Origin of the sequence: Pseudomonas sp. B35(2017) (genome assembly GCF_002113645.1) — a bacterium.
Classification (GTDB): domain Bacteria; phylum Pseudomonadota; class Gammaproteobacteria; order Pseudomonadales; family Pseudomonadaceae; genus Aquipseudomonas; species Aquipseudomonas ekonensis.
Genome location: NZ_NEIZ01000001.1, coordinates 95,035 through 110,746 on the forward strand (window position 1 = coordinate 95,035; position 15,712 = coordinate 110,746).

16 protein-coding genes are annotated in these 15,712 nt (G+C 64.4%); 10 read left to right on the forward strand and 6 right to left on the reverse strand.

Features of this window, described 5'->3' with window-relative positions; translation table 11 throughout:
• Positions 1-32: 32 nt before the first annotated feature.
• The gene (locus CAG41_RS00485; protein WP_085630361.1) at positions 33-1,058 is read right to left on the reverse strand and encodes a LysM peptidoglycan-binding domain-containing protein; all 1,026 of its coding nucleotides are present in this window, start codon (positions 1,056-1,058) and stop codon (positions 33-35) included.
• A 169-nt stretch (positions 1,059-1,227) separates the two neighbouring features.
• Here CAG41_RS00485 and def point away from each other — a divergent pair, with 169 nt between their 5' ends.
• From def to CAG41_RS00510, 5 genes are all read left to right on the forward strand, one after another.
• Entirely contained in the window at positions 1,228-1,734 is a 507-nt protein-coding gene (def, locus tag CAG41_RS00490) for a peptide deformylase (RefSeq protein ID WP_085579312.1), read from the forward strand.
• A 72-nt stretch (positions 1,735-1,806) separates the two neighbouring features.
• Positions 1,807-2,766 (forward strand): methionyl-tRNA formyltransferase, encoded by a 960-nt coding sequence (gene fmt / locus CAG41_RS00495; protein ID WP_085655941.1) that lies wholly within the window; start codon positions 1,807-1,809, stop codon positions 2,764-2,766.
• Positions 2,763-4,073: a 16S rRNA (cytosine(967)-C(5))-methyltransferase RsmB gene (gene rsmB / locus CAG41_RS00500; protein WP_085706597.1), complete on the forward strand. Its 1,311-nt coding sequence runs from the start codon at positions 2,763-2,765 to the stop codon at positions 4,071-4,073. The genes fmt and rsmB overlap by 4 nt, the downstream gene beginning before the upstream one ends.
• Positions 4,074-4,095: 22 nt before the next feature.
• On the forward strand, positions 4,096-5,472 hold the full coding sequence (trkA, locus tag CAG41_RS00505) for a Trk system potassium transporter TrkA (protein ID WP_085579306.1): 1,377 nt from the start codon (positions 4,096-4,098) through the stop codon (positions 5,470-5,472).
• A 98-nt stretch (positions 5,473-5,570) separates the two neighbouring features.
• The gene (locus CAG41_RS00510) at positions 5,571-5,885 is read left to right on the forward strand and encodes a tetratricopeptide repeat protein (protein WP_085579304.1); all 315 of its coding nucleotides are present in this window, start codon (positions 5,571-5,573) and stop codon (positions 5,883-5,885) included.
• Between the two features lie 10 nt (positions 5,886-5,895).
• On the opposite strand, the gene CAG41_RS00515 is transcribed toward CAG41_RS00510, so the two are convergent.
• The 3 genes from CAG41_RS00515 to CAG41_RS00525 form a co-directional block, all read right to left on the reverse strand.
• On the reverse strand, positions 5,896-6,135 hold the full coding sequence (locus CAG41_RS00515) for a PilZ domain-containing protein (RefSeq protein WP_085579302.1): 240 nt from the start codon (positions 6,133-6,135) through the stop codon (positions 5,896-5,898).
• 73 nt (positions 6,136-6,208) lie between these two features.
• Positions 6,209-7,096: a lysophospholipid acyltransferase gene (locus tag CAG41_RS00520; protein WP_085579300.1), complete on the reverse strand. Its 888-nt coding sequence runs from the start codon at positions 7,094-7,096 to the stop codon at positions 6,209-6,211.
• Between the two features lie 40 nt (positions 7,097-7,136).
• On the reverse strand, positions 7,137-7,694 hold the full coding sequence (locus CAG41_RS00525) for a DNA-3-methyladenine glycosylase I (RefSeq protein WP_085630355.1): 558 nt from the start codon (positions 7,692-7,694) through the stop codon (positions 7,137-7,139).
• A gap of 81 nt (positions 7,695-7,775) precedes the next feature.
• Between CAG41_RS00525 and glyQ the strand changes: the two genes are divergently transcribed.
• The 4 genes from glyQ to CAG41_RS00545 all read left to right on the forward strand — a co-directional run bounded on the left by glyQ (position 7,776) and on the right by CAG41_RS00545 (position 12,177).
• Positions 7,776-8,729 carry a glycine--tRNA ligase subunit alpha gene (glyQ, locus tag CAG41_RS00530; protein ID WP_022641565.1) on the forward strand — a complete coding sequence of 318 codons (954 nt, stop codon included), beginning with the start codon at positions 7,776-7,778 and terminating at the stop codon, positions 8,727-8,729.
• Positions 8,726-10,780 carry a glycine--tRNA ligase subunit beta gene (gene glyS / locus CAG41_RS00535; protein ID WP_085579296.1) on the forward strand — a complete coding sequence of 685 codons (2,055 nt, stop codon included), beginning with the start codon at positions 8,726-8,728 and terminating at the stop codon, positions 10,778-10,780. The genes glyQ and glyS overlap by 4 nt, the downstream gene beginning before the upstream one ends.
• Before the next feature lie 4 nt (positions 10,781-10,784).
• Positions 10,785-11,324: a D-glycero-beta-D-manno-heptose 1,7-bisphosphate 7-phosphatase gene (gene gmhB / locus CAG41_RS00540; RefSeq protein ID WP_170929991.1), complete on the forward strand. Its 540-nt coding sequence runs from the start codon at positions 10,785-10,787 to the stop codon at positions 11,322-11,324.
• Positions 11,325-11,406: 82 nt separating this feature from the next.
• Positions 11,407-12,177 carry a 1-acyl-sn-glycerol-3-phosphate acyltransferase gene (locus tag CAG41_RS00545; RefSeq protein WP_085579292.1) on the forward strand — a complete coding sequence of 257 codons (771 nt, stop codon included), beginning with the start codon at positions 11,407-11,409 and terminating at the stop codon, positions 12,175-12,177.
• Between the two features lie 157 nt (positions 12,178-12,334).
• On the opposite strand, the gene CAG41_RS00550 is transcribed toward CAG41_RS00545, so the two are convergent.
• A complete protein-coding gene (locus tag CAG41_RS00550) occupies positions 12,335-13,876 on the reverse strand; it encodes a HAMP domain-containing sensor histidine kinase (RefSeq protein ID WP_085579290.1) in 1,542 nt (513 codons plus the stop codon).
• A gap of 153 nt (positions 13,877-14,029) precedes the next feature.
• Between CAG41_RS00550 and CAG41_RS00555 the strand changes: the two genes are divergently transcribed.
• Positions 14,030-14,740 carry a response regulator transcription factor gene (locus tag CAG41_RS00555; RefSeq protein WP_085579288.1) on the forward strand — a complete coding sequence of 237 codons (711 nt, stop codon included), beginning with the start codon at positions 14,030-14,032 and terminating at the stop codon, positions 14,738-14,740.
• 22 nt (positions 14,741-14,762) lie between these two features.
• Here the strand turns inward: CAG41_RS00555 and dinD are convergent, their stop codons facing one another.
• Entirely contained in the window at positions 14,763-15,599 is an 837-nt protein-coding gene (gene dinD, locus CAG41_RS00560; RefSeq protein WP_085579286.1) for a DNA damage-inducible protein D, read from the reverse strand.
• Between the last annotated feature and the right edge of the window lie 113 nt (positions 15,600-15,712).

Below are 15,712 nucleotides of genomic sequence, written 5' to 3' on the forward strand. Positions count from 1 at the left end.
TGGATAACTCTGTTGGTAACTTGTGAAGCCAACTAAGGGTTGCGCACCTTGTCCAGCACCGCCAACGAGCGCGTGGCGTTCAGCACCAGGCCGTAACTGAGCTTGTCGTAGGTGCGGAACACCATCAGCAGGCCGGCGCGCTCGTCCGGGATCTTCAGCGGCTGGCCGGTGATCCGGTCGCGCACGGTTTCCCCGGTCTTCATCACCACCAGCACGTTGCCTTCGGCCAGGCCGTCGCGCTTGCCCTTGTTCAGCGTCACCACGTCCATGGCGCCGATCTGGGTGACGCCCCGCGGCACGTCGATGATCAGGCCGTTGATGTCGGTCTGCGGCGCGCTGGGCATGAAGGTCGAGTTGATCGAGCGCTCCTCGCCGCTGAACAGACGGTCACCCAGGCGCACTTCCTGGGTGGTGCGCTGCAGGGCGAGGGTGGCCACGTCGCCTTCGGTGGCGATGATCTCGCCGCCGCCGACGTCATCGGCGTTGATCCCCAGGAACTCCTTGCTCTGCGGGTCGGTGTAGACCTTGCCCTGGCGGAAGATCCCGTACACCGGCCGGCTCATGTCGAAGCGGCCGCGGGCGAAGATCCGGTCGCCGATGCCGCTGAGCACCCGTTCGGCATCGCCGGCGACGATGTACGGCGCCTTGTCGAATTCCTCGACCTTGTCGACGATCCGGTTGCTGAGCAGGAAGCTGTTGATGGACTTGAGCGGAATGCTCGGGATGGCCTCGGCCACCGGGCTGCTGCGCACCCGCGGCGACAGCTTGATGGTGCCGCGCGAGGCGCCGCGGTTGAGGGTCAGGCGCGGCTGGCCGTTGACGTAGTCGAGCGTCAGCGTGTCGCCCGGGTAGATCAGGTTGGGGTTTTCGATCTGCGGGTTGGCGTGCCACAGCTGCGGCCATTGCCAGGGCTCGCGCAGGTATTTGCCGGAGATGTCCCAGAGGGTGTCCCCCGAAACCACCGTGTATTGCCGTGGAAAACCTTCCTTGAGCTGCACTTGCCCGTGCGCGGCGCCGGCCGAGGCCAGAAGCAGCAGGGCGAACAGTGTTTTCCTCATGCGGTGAATCCCTTTATCATGTGCATTCGCGTGAATCGTCAGAGCCCCCGTGGCTCGCCCCGGCCTGCACTGCAAAAGCCAGGGGCTACGCTTCACAACGGTAGCCTGCATCCTCGGACCCGCCAGGCCATCGACCCGACTTTACCTCACACGTGCAGCAATCAAGCCTATGGCCATTTTGAACATCCTCGAATTTCCGGACCCGCGCCTGCGCACTATCGCCAAACCTGTGGCCGTAGTGGACGACGAAGTGCGTCAACTGGTCGATGACATGTTTGAAACAATGTATGAAGCGCCGGGCATCGGCCTCGCCGCGACCCAGGTCAACGTGCACAAGCGTATCGTCGTGATGGACCTTTCCGAAGACCGCACCGAGCCCCGGGTGTTCATCAACCCCGAGTTCGAGCCGCTGACCGACGAAATGGATCAGTACCAGGAAGGCTGTCTGTCGGTGCCGGGCTTCTACGAAAACGTCGACCGCCCGCAGAAGGTCAAGATCAAGGCCCTGGACCGCGAAGGCCAGCCTTACGAACTGATCGCCGAAGGCCTGCTCGCGGTGTGCATCCAGCACGAATGCGACCACCTCAACGGCAAGCTGTTCGTCGATTACCTGTCCACGCTCAAACGCGACCGCATCAAGAAGAAGCTGGAAAAGCTCCACCGCCAGAACGCTTGATGCCCTCCTTCAAAGGCTTGCTGCGGCAAGCCTTTTTCTTTTTCAAGACGCTTTGCACTTAGAGACCCCCGAATGACTGAGCCACTGCGCATCGTTTTTGCCGGCACCCCGGAATTCGCCGCCGAACACCTCAAGGCCCTGCTGGCCAGCCCTTACGAGATCGTGGCGGTCTACACCCAACCGGACCGTCCGGCCGGCCGCGGGCAAAAACTGATGCCGAGCCCGGTCAAGCAGCTGGCTGTGGATAACCATATCCCGGTGCTGCAGCCGCCGACCCTGCGCAACGCCGACGCCCAGGCCGAACTGGCCGCCCTCAAGCCTGACCTGATGGTGGTGGTGGCCTACGGCCTGATCCTGCCGCAAGCGGTGCTGGACATCCCGCGTTTGGGCTGCATCAACAGCCACGCGTCCTTGCTGCCGCGCTGGCGCGGTGCGGCGCCGATCCAGCGCGCCGTGGAAGCGGGCGACGCCGAAAGCGGCGTGACCGTGATGCGCATGGAGGCCGGCCTGGACACCGGGCCGATGCTGCTGAAGGTCGTCACCCCGATCAGCGCCGACGACACCGGCGGCAGCCTGCACGACCGTCTCGCCGAAATGGGCCCGCCGGCCGTGGTGCAGGCGATCGCCGGCCTCGCCGCCGGGACGCTGGAAGGCGAGGTGCAGGACGACGGCCTCGCCACCTACGCCCACAAGCTGAACAAGGACGAGGCCCGCATCGACTGGCGCCGTCCGGCCATCGAACTGGAACGCCTGGTGCGCGCCTTCAACCCGTGGCCGATCACTCACAGCACCCTCGACGGCGAAGCGCTGAAAGTGCTGGCGGCCACCCTGGCCGACGGCAAGGGCGCCCCCGGCACCATCCTCGGCGCCAGCAAGGACGGCCTGATCGTCGCCTGCGGCGAGCAGGCGCTGTGCCTGACCCGCCTGCAACTGCCCGGCGGCAAGGCGCTGAACTTCAGCGACCTGTTCAACAGCCGCCGCGAGAAATTCGCCGTCGGCACCGTCCTCGGCGAAACGGCGGACACCCCATGAATCCACGTCTGGCAGCCGCCAAGGCCTTGGCCGCCGTCCTCAGCGGAAAAGCCTCGCTCAACAGTTCCCTGCCCACGCAACTGGACAAGGTCGAGGACCGCGACCGCGGCTTCACCCAGGATCTGGCGTTCGGCACCGCCCGTTGGCAGCCGCGGCTGTCGGCCCTGGCGGAAAAACTGCTGCAGAAGCCGTTCAAGGCCGCCGACGCCGACGTCGAGGCCCTGATGCTGGTAGGCCTCTACCAATTGCTCTACACCCGGGTGCCGGCCCACGCGGCCATCGGCGAAACCGTCGGCTGCGCCGACAAGCTGAAGAAGCCTTGGGCCAAAGGCCTGCTCAACGCCGTGCTGCGCCGGGCGCAACGGGAAAGCGAAGCGCTGTTCGCCGAACTGGCGCGGGACCCGGTGGTGCGCACCGCCCACCCGCGCTGGCTGCAGAAATCCCTGAAGGCCTTCTGGCCCGAGCAGTGGGAAGCGATCTGCGAGGCCAACAACGCGCACCCGCCGATGATCCTGCGGGTCAACCGCCGCCATCACAGCCGCGACGCCTACCTCGCGCTGCTGACCGACGCCGGGATCGCCGCGCAACCGTGCGCCTTCAGCCGCGACGGCATCGTGCTTGAGGCCGCCGCCGACGTGCGCAGCCTGCCGGGCTTCGCCGAGGGCTGGATCAGCGTCCAGGATGAAGCCGCGCAACTGGCCGCCGACCTGCTGGACCTGGCGCCGGGCCAACGGGTGCTGGACGCCTGCTGCGCCCCCGGCGGCAAGACCTGCCATATCCTCGAAGCCGAACCGGCGCTGGCCGGCGTGGTGGCGGTGGACCTGGAAGCCAAGCGGCTGGTGCGGGTGAAGGAAAACCTCGAACGCCTCGGCCTGAGCGCCGAACTGATCGCCGCCGACGGCCGCGACACCGCCGCCTGGTGGGACGGCAAGCCGTTCCAGCGGATCCTGCTCGACGCGCCGTGCTCGGCCACTGGCGTGATCCGCCGCCATCCGGACATCAAGCTCACCCGCCAAGCCGACGACATCGCCGCCCTCGCGCAACTGCAGGGCGAGCTGCTCGACACGATGTGGAAAACCCTGGAGGTGGGCGGCATCCTGCTCTACGCCACCTGCTCGACCTTGCCCACCGAGAACACCGAGGTCATCGCCGCGTTCCTTGAGCGCACCCCGGGCGCCCGGGAGCTGGACCTGGCCACGGCGGCCGGCATCAGGCAGCCCCACGGCCGTCAATTGCTGGCCCAGCAAGGCGGACACGACGGGTTCTACTACGCCAAGCTGATCAAGATCGCTGCCGCGCGCGGCTAAACGGATTCAACGGAGTGACTGGATGAAGATCATCATCCTCGGCGCGGGGCAGGTCGGCGGCACGCTGGCCGAACACCTGGCCAGCGAAGCCAACGACATCACCGTGGTCGACACCGACGGCGAACGCCTGCGCGACCTCGGCGACCGCCTCGACATCCGCACCGTGCAGGGCCGCGGCTCGCTGCCCACCGTGCTGCGCCAGGCCGGCGCGGACGACGCCGACATGCTGGTGGCGGTGACCAACAGCGACGAGACCAACATGGTCGCCTGCCAGGTCGCCCACACCTTGTTCCACACCCCGACCAAGATCGCCCGGGTGCGCGAGGCCGCCTACCTGACCCGCGAGGAGCAGCTGTTCCAGAACGAAGCGATTCCGGTGGACGTGCTGATCAGCCCCGAGCAGGTGGTCACCAACTACATCAAGCGCCTGATCCAGCATCCGGGCGCATTGCAGGTGATCGACTTCGCCGAAGGCCAGGCCCAACTGGTGGCCGTGCGCGCCTACTACGGCGGGCCGCTGGTGGGCCAGCAGCTGCGCCAGTTGCGCGAGCACATGCCGAACGTCGAGACCCGGGTCGCCGCGATCTTCCGCCGCGACCGGCCGATCCTGCCCCAGGGCGACACGGTGATCGAGGCCGACGACGAAGTCTTCTTCATCGCCGCCCGGGAGGACATCCGCGCGGTGATGAGCGAAATGCGCCGCCTCGACGAAACCTACAAGCGCATCGTCATCGCCGGCGGCGGGCAGATCGGCGAACGGCTGGCCGAGGCCATCGAAAGCCGCTATCAGGTGAAGATCATCGAGATGAACCCGGCGCGCTGCCGCTACCTCTCCGACACCCTCGACAGCACCGTGGTGCTGCAGGGCAGCGCTTCGGACCGCGACCTGCTGCTGGAAGAGAACATCGCCGACGCCGACATCTTCCTGGCCCTGACCAACGACGACGAGGCCAACATCATGTCGTCGCTGCTGGCCAAGCGCCTCGGGGCGAAGAAGGTGATGACGATCATCAACAACCCGGCCTATGTGGACCTGATCCAGGGCGGCGACATCGACATCGCCATCAGCCCGCAGCTGGCGACCATCGGCACCCTGCTGGCCCACGTGCGCCGCGGCGACATCGTCAGCGTGCACTCGCTGCGCCGGGGCGCGGCGGAGGCCATCGAGGCGGTGGCCCACGGCGACGCGAAGTCGAGCAAGGTCATCGGCAAGGCCATCGAACACATCGCCCTGCCGCCGGGCACCACCATCGGCGCGATCATCCGCGACGAAGAAGTGATCATCGCCCACGACGACACGGTGATTCAGGCCGGCGACCATGTGATCCTGTTCCTTGTGGACAAAAAGCACATCCGCGATGTGGAGAAGCTGTTCCATGTGGGGCTGAGCTTCTTCTGAGGCTTGCGCAGCCGGCCCCTGTGGGAGCGGGCCGGCTCGCGAAAACAGTCTGTCGGGCCCCGACCGACAACTGACACAACCGGAAAAGGAGTCCACCGATGATCGAATCCCTGGAGAAAATGCTCGCCAAGGGTGTGGATAACGCACTGCTGCGCTTCGGCCTGGGCAAGGGTTACCTGGATCTGGGGGAGAACGCCAAGGCGGCGGAGCATCTGCAGCGCTGCGTGACGTTCGATCCGAAGTATTCGGCGGCGTGGAAGCTGCTGGGCAAGGCGCAGCTCGCGGCGGGCTCGCCCGATGCCGCGCGCCAGGCCTGGGAGCAAGGCCTGGAGGCCGCCCGCGCCCACGGCGACAAGCAGGCGGAAAAGGAAATGACGGTGTTCCTCAAGAAGCTCGACCGCCAGCCCCGCTGATCCCGCGACGCTACAGGTAACGCAGGCCGATGCCTTCGGCGTCCACCGTCACCACTTCCATCCGCACCCGCGGCGCGCCTGTGGGCAAGTCCTGGACCTGGCCGTACACCACGGCGCCCTTGGGCAGCGACGCCAGGCGCGGATGCTCGACGTACACCCCGGTCGTGGATAGGTTGCGGGTCTGGCCCAGGCATTCGCCGAAGCTTTCGTGAGTGATCTTGATGCGAAACGATTTGCGGTGTTCGGACATCTTCTGCGCCCTTGAATGAACGGTTGTGGATAACCTTGCCCAAGAAGGTTATCCACAGATCGTGCCAATCGACTCAATACCAGCGGGCCTCGCCCGGCGGACGTTTCTTGAAGCGTTTCATGCTCCACATGTACTGGCTGGGGTAGGCCGCGACGTAACGCTCGACCACCTGGCTCATGGCCGCGCAGGACACCTCGGTGTCGGTGCTGTACATGGCTTCGGGCGCGGCTTCGAGGATCACCTTGTAGCCGGAGCCGTCGGGCAGCCGAAGGGCATGCAGGAACACGCCGACCGCCTTGCCGCCGGCCAGCATGTTCGGCACGAACTTGCTGGTCAGGGCCTGGGTGGCGAAGAACGGCACGAAGATCCCGGCGGATTCGGCCGGTTCCGGGTCGGCAGGGATGCCCACTGCACCGCCTTTGCGCACTTCCTTGATGACGCTGAGGATGCCTTCCTTGGTGGAGGCGGCGACGCGGTTGCCCAACTGCACCCGCTGCTTGCGCAGCAATTCGTCCACCGCCTTGAGCTTCGGCGGGCGGTAGAAGATGATCGGTTTGCACTGGCTGCAGTAGAAGTGGTTGAGCACTTCCCAGTTGCCCAGGTGGCTGGTGATGCCGACCACGCCCTTGCCGGACGCCAAGGCGTCCTTGAGGATGTCCAGGCCTTCGACTTCACGCACCAGTTCGATGGAGCGCCGGGCCGGCCAGATCCAGGCGCAGGCGCTTTCGGTCAGGGACTTGCCGATGTCCTTCAGGCTCTGGCCGACCAGGCGCTCGCGCTCGGCCGGATCCATCGCGGGAAAACACTTGGCCAGGTTGATCCGCACCACGTCGCGGGAGCGGTTGGGGGTTTTCCACATGATCCAGCCGATCGCCGAACCCACGGCCTGCACGGCCCGCCACGGAAGCAGGGCAAACAGCCGCAGAGCGCCTACCAGCAAGGCGCCTTTAAACTTATCCACAGGTCACTCCTGATCTTGTGCTGTGCGCGAGGCGGCCATTCTAACCGGCGTTGACGAGCTGCGCGTAGCGGTCGCAGTCCCGGGTGTGGTCCATGACCATGCCCGAGGCCTGCATCAGCGCGTAGCAGATGGTCGGGCCGACGAAGGTGAAGCCGGCCTTCTTCAGGCCTTTGCTCATGGCCTCGGCCTGCGGGGTGATGGCCGGGACTTCGCTGCGGTCCTGGAAATGGTTGACCACCGGCTCGTTGCCGACGAACGACCAGAGGAACCCCGCCGGATCCTCCAGCGCCAGCCAGGCCCGGGCGTTGCGCCGGGCGGCCTCAAGCTTGAGGCGGTTGCGGATGATGCCCGGATCGAGCATCAGCTCGGCGATGTACGCGTCGCTCATCTGCGCCACCCGCTGCGCGTCGAAGCCGAACAGCACCTGGCGGTAGCGTTCGCGCTTGCGCAGCACGGTGATCCACGACAGCCCGGCCTGGAACCCTTCGAGCAAAAGCAACTCGAACAATCCCTGCGCCTCGCGCAGCGGCGTTCCCCACTCCTGATCGTGGTAAGCCATGTACAGCGGATCTTCGGTGCACCAAAAGCAGCGTGGCATAAGGCTCCAGGGGGTGGTGGCGCGACTGAATCGGGTATACTCCCGCTCTTTAAATCGCAGCCCAAGAAACAGGTGAATTTCGTGAGCCAGCCTACGCCAGCCGTGCGTACCTTCCAAGACTTGATCCTCGCGCTCCAGCAGTACTGGGCCGAGCAAGGTTGTGTGGTACTTCAGCCCTACGATATGGAAGTAGGCGCCGGCACTTTCCACACCGCTACATTCCTGCGCGCCATCGGTCCCGAAACCTGGAACGCCGCCTACGTGCAGCCAAGCCGCCGCCCGACTGACGGCCGCTACGGCGAGAACCCGAACCGCCTGCAGCACTACTACCAGTTCCAGGTGGTGCTGAAGCCGAACCCGGAAAACTTCCAGGAGCTGTACCTGGGCTCCCTCAAGCACGTGGGCCTCGACCCGCTGGTGCACGACATCCGTTTCGTCGAAGACAACTGGGAATCGCCGACCCTCGGCGCCTGGGGCCTGGGCTGGGAAGTCTGGCTCAACGGCATGGAAGTGACCCAGTTCACCTACTTCCAGCAGGCGGGCGGCATCGAGTGCTACCCGGTGACCGGCGAAATCACCTACGGCCTTGAGCGCCTGGCCATGTACCTGCAAGGCGTGGACTCGGTCTACGACCTGGTCTGGGCCGACGGCCCGTTCGGCAAGGTGACCTACGGCGACGTGTTCCACCAGAACGAGGTGGAACAGTCCACCTACAACTTCGAGCACGCCAACGTCGACAAGCTGTTCGAACTGTTCGACTTCTACGAAAGCGAAGCCAAGCGCCTGATCGAACTCGACCAGCCGCTGCCGCTGCCGAGCTACGAAATGGTGCTGAAGGCTTCGCACACCTTCAACCTGCTGGATGCGCGCCGGGCGATCTCGGTGACCGCGCGTCAGCAATACATCCTGCGCGTGCGCACCCTGGCGCGTTCCGTCGCCCAAGCCTACCTGCTGGCCCGCGCCAAGCTGGGCTTCCCGATGGCGACCCCGGACCTGCGTGACGAAGTACTGGCCAAGCTGGAGGCTGCACAATGAGTGCTCAAGATTTTCTGGTTGAACTGGGCACCGAAGAACTGCCACCCAAAGCCCTGAACACCCTGGCCGAAGCGTTTTTGGCCGGCATCGAGAAAGGCCTGCAGGCCGCCGGCCTGAACTACCGGGGCAAGGCCGTCTACGCTGCGCCGCGCCGTTTGGCCGTGCTGATTTCCGCGCTGGACACCCAGCAGCCGGACCGCAGCATCAATCTCGACGGCCCGCCGCGCCAGGCCGCCTTCGACGCCGAAGGCAATCCGACCCAGGCCGCCCTGGGCTTCGCCAAGAAGTGCGGCGTGGAGCTGAGCGAAATCGACCAGAGCGGTCCGAAGCTGCGCTACAGCCAGAACATCGCCGGCAAGCCGACCGCCAGCCTGCTGCCGACCATCGTCGAAGACTCGCTGAACGACCTGCCGATCCCCAAACGCATGCGTTGGGCTGCGCGCAAGGAAGAGTTCGTGCGTCCAACCCAATGGCTGGTGATGCTGCTCGGCGACCAGGTCATCGACTGCACCATCCTGGCCCAGAAGGCCGGCCGTGAGTCCCGCGGCCACCGTTTCCACCACCCGGAAAACGTGCGCATCGGCTCGCCGTCGAGCTACCTGGCCGACCTGCGCGCCGCCTACGTGCTGGCCGACGCCAACGAGCGCCGCGAGATCATCAGCAAGCGCACCGAAGAGCTGGCCACCCGCCAGGAAGGCACCGCGATCGTGCCGCCGGCCCTGCTCGACGAAGTGACCGCGCTGGTCGAATGGCCGGTGCCGCTGGTGTGCTCGTTCGAGGAGCGTTTCCTCGATGTGCCGCAAGAAGCCCTGATCACCACCATGCAGGACAACCAGAAGTACTTCTGCCTGCTGGACGCCGACGGCAAGCTGCTGCCGCGCTTCATCACCGTGGCCAACATCGAGAGCACCGATGCGCAGCAGATCATCGCCGGCAACGAGAAAGTGGTTCGCCCGCGCCTGACCGACGCCGAGTTCTTCTTCAAGCAGGACAAGAAGCAGAAGCTCGAAGCGTTCAACGACCGTCTGCAGAACGTGGTCTTCCAGGAAAAGCTCGGCAGCGTCTACGACAAGGCCGAACGCGTTTCCAAGCTGGCGGCCTACATCGCTGCGCGCATCGGCGGCAACGCGTCGTGGGCGGCCCGCGCAGGCTTGCTGTCCAAGTGCGACCTGGCCACCGAAATGGTCGGCGAGTTCCCGGAAATGCAAGGCGTGGCCGGCTACTACTACGCCCTCAATGACGGCGAGCCGCAAGACGTCGCCCTGGCGCTGAACGAGCAGTACATGCCGCGCGGCGCCGGCGCCGAACTGCCGGCCACCCTAACCGGTGCGGCCGTGGCAATCGCCGACAAGCTCGACACCCTGGTCGGCATCTTCGGCATCGGCATGCTGCCGACCGGCAGCAAGGACCCGTATGCCCTGCGCCGTGCGGCCCTGGGCGTGCTGCGGATTCTGATCGAGAAGCAACTGGACCTGGACCTGAACGATGCCGTGGCCTTCGCGGTGAACGGCTTCGGCGCCAAGGTCAAGGCGGCAGGGCTGGCCGACTCGGTGCTGGAGTTCATCTTCGACCGTCTGCGTGCCCGTTACGAAGACGAAGGCGTGGATGTCGCCACCTACCTGTCGGTGCGTGCCCTGAAGCCGGGTTCGGCGCTGGACTTCGACCAGCGCGTGCAAGCGGTGCAGTCCTTCCGCAAACTGCCGGAAGCGGCGGCGCTGGCGGCGGTGAACAAACGTGTGTCGAACCTGCTGAGCAAGGTGGAAGGCTCGGTGCCGACCGTGGTCGAGGCCAAGTACTTCGACAACGCCAACGAGTTCTCCCTGTACTCCGCCATCCAGCAGGCCGACCAGGCCGTGCAGCCGATGGCCGCTTCGCGCCAGTACAGCGAATCGCTGGCGCGCCTGGCCGCCCTGCGCGAGCCGGTGGACGCGTTCTTCGAGGCCGTGATGGTCAATGCCGACGACGCCAACGTACGGGCCAACCGCTACGCGCTGCTGGCGCGCCTGCGTAACCTGTTCCTCGGCGTCGCCGACATTTCGCTGCTGGGTTGAGGTATTGCCGTTGAAACTGCTGATTCTCGATCGGGACGGAGTGATCAATTACGACTCCGACGCTTACATCAAGTCGGTGGAGGAGTGGATTCCGTTGCCCGGCTCGATCGAAGCGATCGCGCAGTTGAGCAAGGCCGGCTGGACGGTGGCGGTGGCCACCAACCAGTCGGGCATTGCCCGCGGCTACTACGACCTCGCCACCCTGGAGGCCATGCACGCGCGCCTGCGCGCGCTCGTGGCCGAGCAGGGCGGCGAAGTCGGGCTGATCGTGCATTGCCCGCACGGGCCGGACGAGGGCTGCGATTGCCGCAAACCCAAACCCGGCATGCTCAAGGCCGTTGCGCAGCATTACGGCGTGCCCCTGGCCGGCGTGTGGTTCGTGGGCGACAGCCTTGGTGACCTGGAGGCCGCCAAAGCCGTCGATTCACAGCCTGTTCTGGTGAAGACCGGAAAGGGCGAAAAGACCCAAGCCAAAAACTTGCCGGTCGGCACCTTGATTTTTGACGATCTGGCGGCGATTGCCGCAGAACTTATCCACAACTAGAGTGCTTCTGACGTTCCTGACCAAGGATTGATCGGGAGTGCGCTTGAACAGTCGGGCATCGCCCGTAACGGTAAACGTCGCCATGTCGATACTGCAGGCCATCAGAATTGCTCTCTTTTACCTGCTGCTGGGCACCAGTTCCCTGCTGTGGTGCAGCCTGAGCTTTTTCATCGCGCCCTTTCTGCCGTTCAAGGCGCGCTATCGCTTCATCAACGTGTACTGGTGCCGCTGCGCCTTGTGGCTGAGCAAGGTATTCCTCGGCATCCGCTACGAAGTCAAAGGCGCGGAAAACGTGCCTGACCGGCCCTGCGTGATTCAGTCGAACCACCAGAGCACCTGGGAGACGTTCTTTCTCTCCGCCTATTTCCAGCCCTTGAGCCAGGTGCTCAAGCGCGAACTGCTGTACGTGCCGTTCTTCGGCTGGGCGATGGCCATGCTGCGCCCCATCGCCATCGACCGCGACAACCCGAAAGCCGCGCTCAAGCATGTGGCGGCCAAGGGCGACGAGCTGCTCAAGGACAACGTGTGGGTACTGATCTTCCCTGAAGGCACCCGCGTTCCCTACGGCACCATGGGCAAGTTCTCACGGGGCGGTTCTGCCCTGGCGGTGAACGCGTCGCTGCCGGTGCTGCCGGTCGCCCACAACGCCGGCAAGTTCTGGCCCAAGACCGGCTGGGGCAAGAAACAGGGCGTCATCACCGTCGTCATCGGCCAGCCGATGTACGCCGAAGGCGCAGGACCTCGGGCCATCGCCGAGCTGAACGACCGGGTCCAGGCCTGGAACGAGCAGGCCCAACGGGATATGGGCTCGCTGCCGCCGGCGCCTGTCGCCAACGGTGAGGCCACGGTCTGAGATTTTGTGGATAACCTGTGTACGAGTTCGTTGAAAAGTGGCGGATTCAAGTTTTAACTGGTTGATTTACTTATATATTTCCCAAGCTCATAAAACCCCGGAAATGGTGCATAAGTTTTTCCGGGCGCAAAGGAACCGGCTGATATAGCCGGTTTTTTTATGCGTGCTCTTCCGCCAACAGCGGCAGCTCCAGACGGAACGTAGTGCCTTGACCGACCACGCTCAGGCACTCGATCCGCCCGCCGTGGTGATCCACCACCGCCTTGACCATCGAAAGCCCCAACCCGACGCCGTCGATGCCCTGGGCAGAGGAAAAACGCCGGTACTGGCTGAACAGTTCAGGCAGTTCCCCGGCGGCGATGCCCTTGCCCTGATCCGTCAGTTCGATGCACAACCAGTCTTCGTGACAACGGATCCGCAGGCGCACTGCCGTTCCCGGATCGCTGTACTTGATCGCGTTCTCCAGCAAGTTGAACAGGGCCCGGGTCAGCAGGCCCTGATCGGCCATGACCAAGCGCTCCTGGGCAGGCTCGTCTATGTCGTGAAGCAATTCGATGCGCTTTTGCTGGGCGATGGGCAGGGCCTGATCCAGCACGTCCAGCACCAGCATCGCGAACAGGCTCGGCTGGAACTGATAGGCCTGGGATTCGGCGCGGGCCAGCAGCACGAAGCCATCGGTGAGATCCAGCGCCCGCCGCACCTGGCGCTCGATCTGCTCGAACAAGGGCGAGTCCGCGCCGGCCTGGTGCCGGTGCACGTCCAGCAGGGCGAGGATCGCCGAATGCGGGGCGCGCAGATCGTGGGAGAGAAACCGCAACAGCACGCTGCGCTGCTCTTCCGCCGCACGCTCGGCGCTGAGGTCGGTCAGGCTCAGCAGCCAGCCGATCGGCATGTCGCCGTCCACCGGCAGCAACGCCGCCCGTTCCAGCCGCAGGCTGCGTTCCTTGCGGTCGCGGAACTCCAGCAGGGGCAGGGCAGACAGCAGCGGGCGTGGCACTTGGTCCAGCTCCGGGTAGCCGAGGCGGGCCAGTTGATCGAGCACGTCGTCCCCCACCAGGTCGCTGCCGAACAGGTTCCGCGCATTGCGGTTGCCCAGCAGAATCTGGCCATGAGGATCGCTGATCAGGGTGGCCACCGGCAGGTATTCCAGGCCATCGGCAATGAAACGTCGGGTATCGCGGGTGCGGCTCATGGCCTGTTCCAGCGCCATGATCTGCCCCTGCAGACGGTCGGCGCCCTGAAACCGGGCGCGGCGGCGCTCAGGGAACACCTTCGGTTCGCTGTCCAGTCGCGCCAGCTCCCAGCCGAAGTACGTCAGCACCACGCTCAGGCGCCGCCAGTTCCAGATCAGATAACCGAACAGCATGCCCAGCACCGCCGGCGTCGGCGACCACCAGTGGCGCAGTTCCGCCAGCCCGACGCTGGCCAGCAGCGCGCAGGCCATGCCGATCAAGGTCAGCCACAGCGCCAGGCGCGGACGCCACAGCAGCAAGCCCAGCACGCTCGTCACCAGCGCCACCGACAGCAGCGCGCCCATGACGGGCGAGGGGTCATCCAGGTTGATTTGCGAACGCCACGACAGCAGCGCAGTCAGCGGCAATAGCACTAGACTTATCCACAACCACTCACGCACCAGTCGCCGAAACAGCCTCTGCACTTGGCTCGGCACCCGACTTTCATGCCGGCGCGGGTTATTCATGGGGAACGGGGCAGGGCGGGTTGAATGGTTTCATCGGCCAAAGGTCTGAGGGCGTGTCTGAATGATTTCAAGGAATCATAGCGGACGCCGGAACACCGGGCCGCCGACTTTTGCAGTCCCGACCCACCGCCCAACGAAAAGGAATGATCGCGTATGCGCGTTGCGATACTGGACGATGAACCGGCCGAACTGCGCCGGGTCGAGCAGACCCTGCAGCAAATGGCCGAAAACGGCGAACAGCCCTGGTCGCTGCACAGCTTCGAGAGGGGCGAAGAGCTGCTGCGGCAACTGCGCCGGGAAACCTTCGACCTGCTGATCCTCGACTGGCAACTGCCGGACCTCACCGGCCTGTCATTGCTGCGCTGGACCCGCGAGCACATGGAAGCGCCGCCGGCCGCCATCATGCTCACCAGCCGCGACGGCGAAAACGACATCGTCCAGGCGCTCAACGCCGGGGCCGACGACTACGTCAGCAAGCCGTTCCGTCCCAATGAACTGAAGGCCCGGGTGTCGGCCGTGCTGCGCCGCCACGCCCAACAACGCCCGGCCGCCGGCGAAGTGCTGCACTTCAACGATCTGGTGTTCGACGACGGCGAACTGACCGTCACCCGCGACGGCAGACCGATCGCCATGACCGAACGCGAATACCGCCTGGCCCGCTGCCTGTTCAGCAACCTCGGCCGGCCGCTGTCCCGGGACTACCTGTACGAACGATTCTGGCCCCATGAGGAAATGTCGTCTTCGCGGCCGCTGGACACCCACATCTATCGCCTGCGCAACAAGCTGGGGCTGACGGCGGACCGGGGTTGGCAGTTATTGACGATCTATGGGTATGGGTATCGGTTGGAGAGTGTGGGGACTTAGTCACCAGTGCACCCGTGAGCATTCACTCTTCGGAGGAGTTGCCACGGAGCTTTTTCGCGGCTGCTTCGATTTGTTGGATGCTCTTTTTCGGTACGGGAAGTTCCTCAGGCATGGTTCCACCCAAGTCAGCGATGGTTTCCCGTACCTTTCTGCCAACCTCCAGATGCACCTGATTGGCCTGCTGCTTACCTTGCACCTTATCGCGACGCAGCTTTTCCTCAGCCTGGGTGGCACGGAACAGATTGGCGGCCAGTTCGGTCGACCCCATGTGATCCAGTATTCTCTGACTTTTTTTCAAACCTTTCCGCTGATGAATGGCCCTTTGATCGAGGCCGCCATAAAGCCCCTGATAACCATGATTCTGGAAGACAGCGAAATCGAGACCCGATTCGACCCCAGCCTGCTGCGCAGCTTCAACTAATTGCTTGTTGTGTTCTCGTAACTCGTTACGCAGCAGCAAACGCTTCTGATCATCCCTCAACGCCTGAAAGGAGGCATCGTCTGAGAGTTCTTGGCGTCTTGTCTGAACCGCGAAATAGGTCTGTCCCGCCGCGATGACAGATTTCGCAGGATCGCCATTCTGGACAGTCAGATAGCAGGCATAGCGAGAAAGGTGAAAATCCTTCAGCTCCCGCTGAGCCCCTGACCCTAAAGAAACCATTTTGGTGGTTTCAACAAAATGGTTGCCGACTGGATGATGACTGAGCTCGCAAGCCTGTACCGCTTTGCCGATGACGTTTTCGAAGTTCCGCCACTCCCGGTACTCCAAGAGGGGAGCAAGCTCTCGTGCAGACCAGTATTCCCCATCCTCATCGGATAGATGCCTGATCTCCTCAAAAGACTGGTGTTGCTCACTCAAAGGTCAATCCTCCCATGGAGAGCCGGAACAGACTCAGCTCAAAACTCACGTGAGACTCGCACTGATACATCGACTGATCAATGGCGTATTAACAACTGCACACATTGTCGGGC

What these genes read in the sequence shown, in the direction of transcription:
- CAG41_RS00510 (WP_085579304.1), top strand. Translation starts at nt 5,571, where the DNA reads ATGATCGAATCCCTGGAGAAAATGCTCGCCAAGGGTGTGGATAACGCA.
- rsmB (WP_085706597.1), top strand. Translation starts at nt 2,763, where the DNA reads ATGAATCCACGTCTGGCAGCCGCCAAGGCCTTGGCCGCCGTCCTCAGC.
- CAG41_RS00525 (WP_085630355.1), bottom strand. Translation starts at nt 7,694, where the DNA reads ATGCCACGCTGCTTTTGGTGCACCGAAGATCCGCTGTACATGGCTTAC.
- fmt (WP_085655941.1), top strand. Translation starts at nt 1,807, where the DNA reads ATGACTGAGCCACTGCGCATCGTTTTTGCCGGCACCCCGGAATTCGCC.
- CAG41_RS00555 (WP_085579288.1), top strand. Translation starts at nt 14,030, where the DNA reads ATGCGCGTTGCGATACTGGACGATGAACCGGCCGAACTGCGCCGGGTC.
- def (WP_085579312.1), top strand. Translation starts at nt 1,228, where the DNA reads ATGGCCATTTTGAACATCCTCGAATTTCCGGACCCGCGCCTGCGCACT.
- CAG41_RS00550 (WP_085579290.1), bottom strand. Translation starts at nt 13,876, where the DNA reads ATGAATAACCCGCGCCGGCATGAAAGTCGGGTGCCGAGCCAAGTGCAG.
- CAG41_RS00485 (WP_085630361.1), bottom strand. Translation starts at nt 1,058, where the DNA reads ATGAGGAAAACACTGTTCGCCCTGCTGCTTCTGGCCTCGGCCGGCGCC.
- trkA (WP_085579306.1), top strand. Translation starts at nt 4,096, where the DNA reads ATGAAGATCATCATCCTCGGCGCGGGGCAGGTCGGCGGCACGCTGGCC.
- glyS (WP_085579296.1), top strand. Translation starts at nt 8,726, where the DNA reads ATGAGTGCTCAAGATTTTCTGGTTGAACTGGGCACCGAAGAACTGCCA.
- CAG41_RS00545 (WP_085579292.1), top strand. Translation starts at nt 11,407, where the DNA reads ATGTCGATACTGCAGGCCATCAGAATTGCTCTCTTTTACCTGCTGCTG.
- CAG41_RS00515 (WP_085579302.1), bottom strand. Translation starts at nt 6,135, where the DNA reads ATGTCCGAACACCGCAAATCGTTTCGCATCAAGATCACTCACGAAAGC.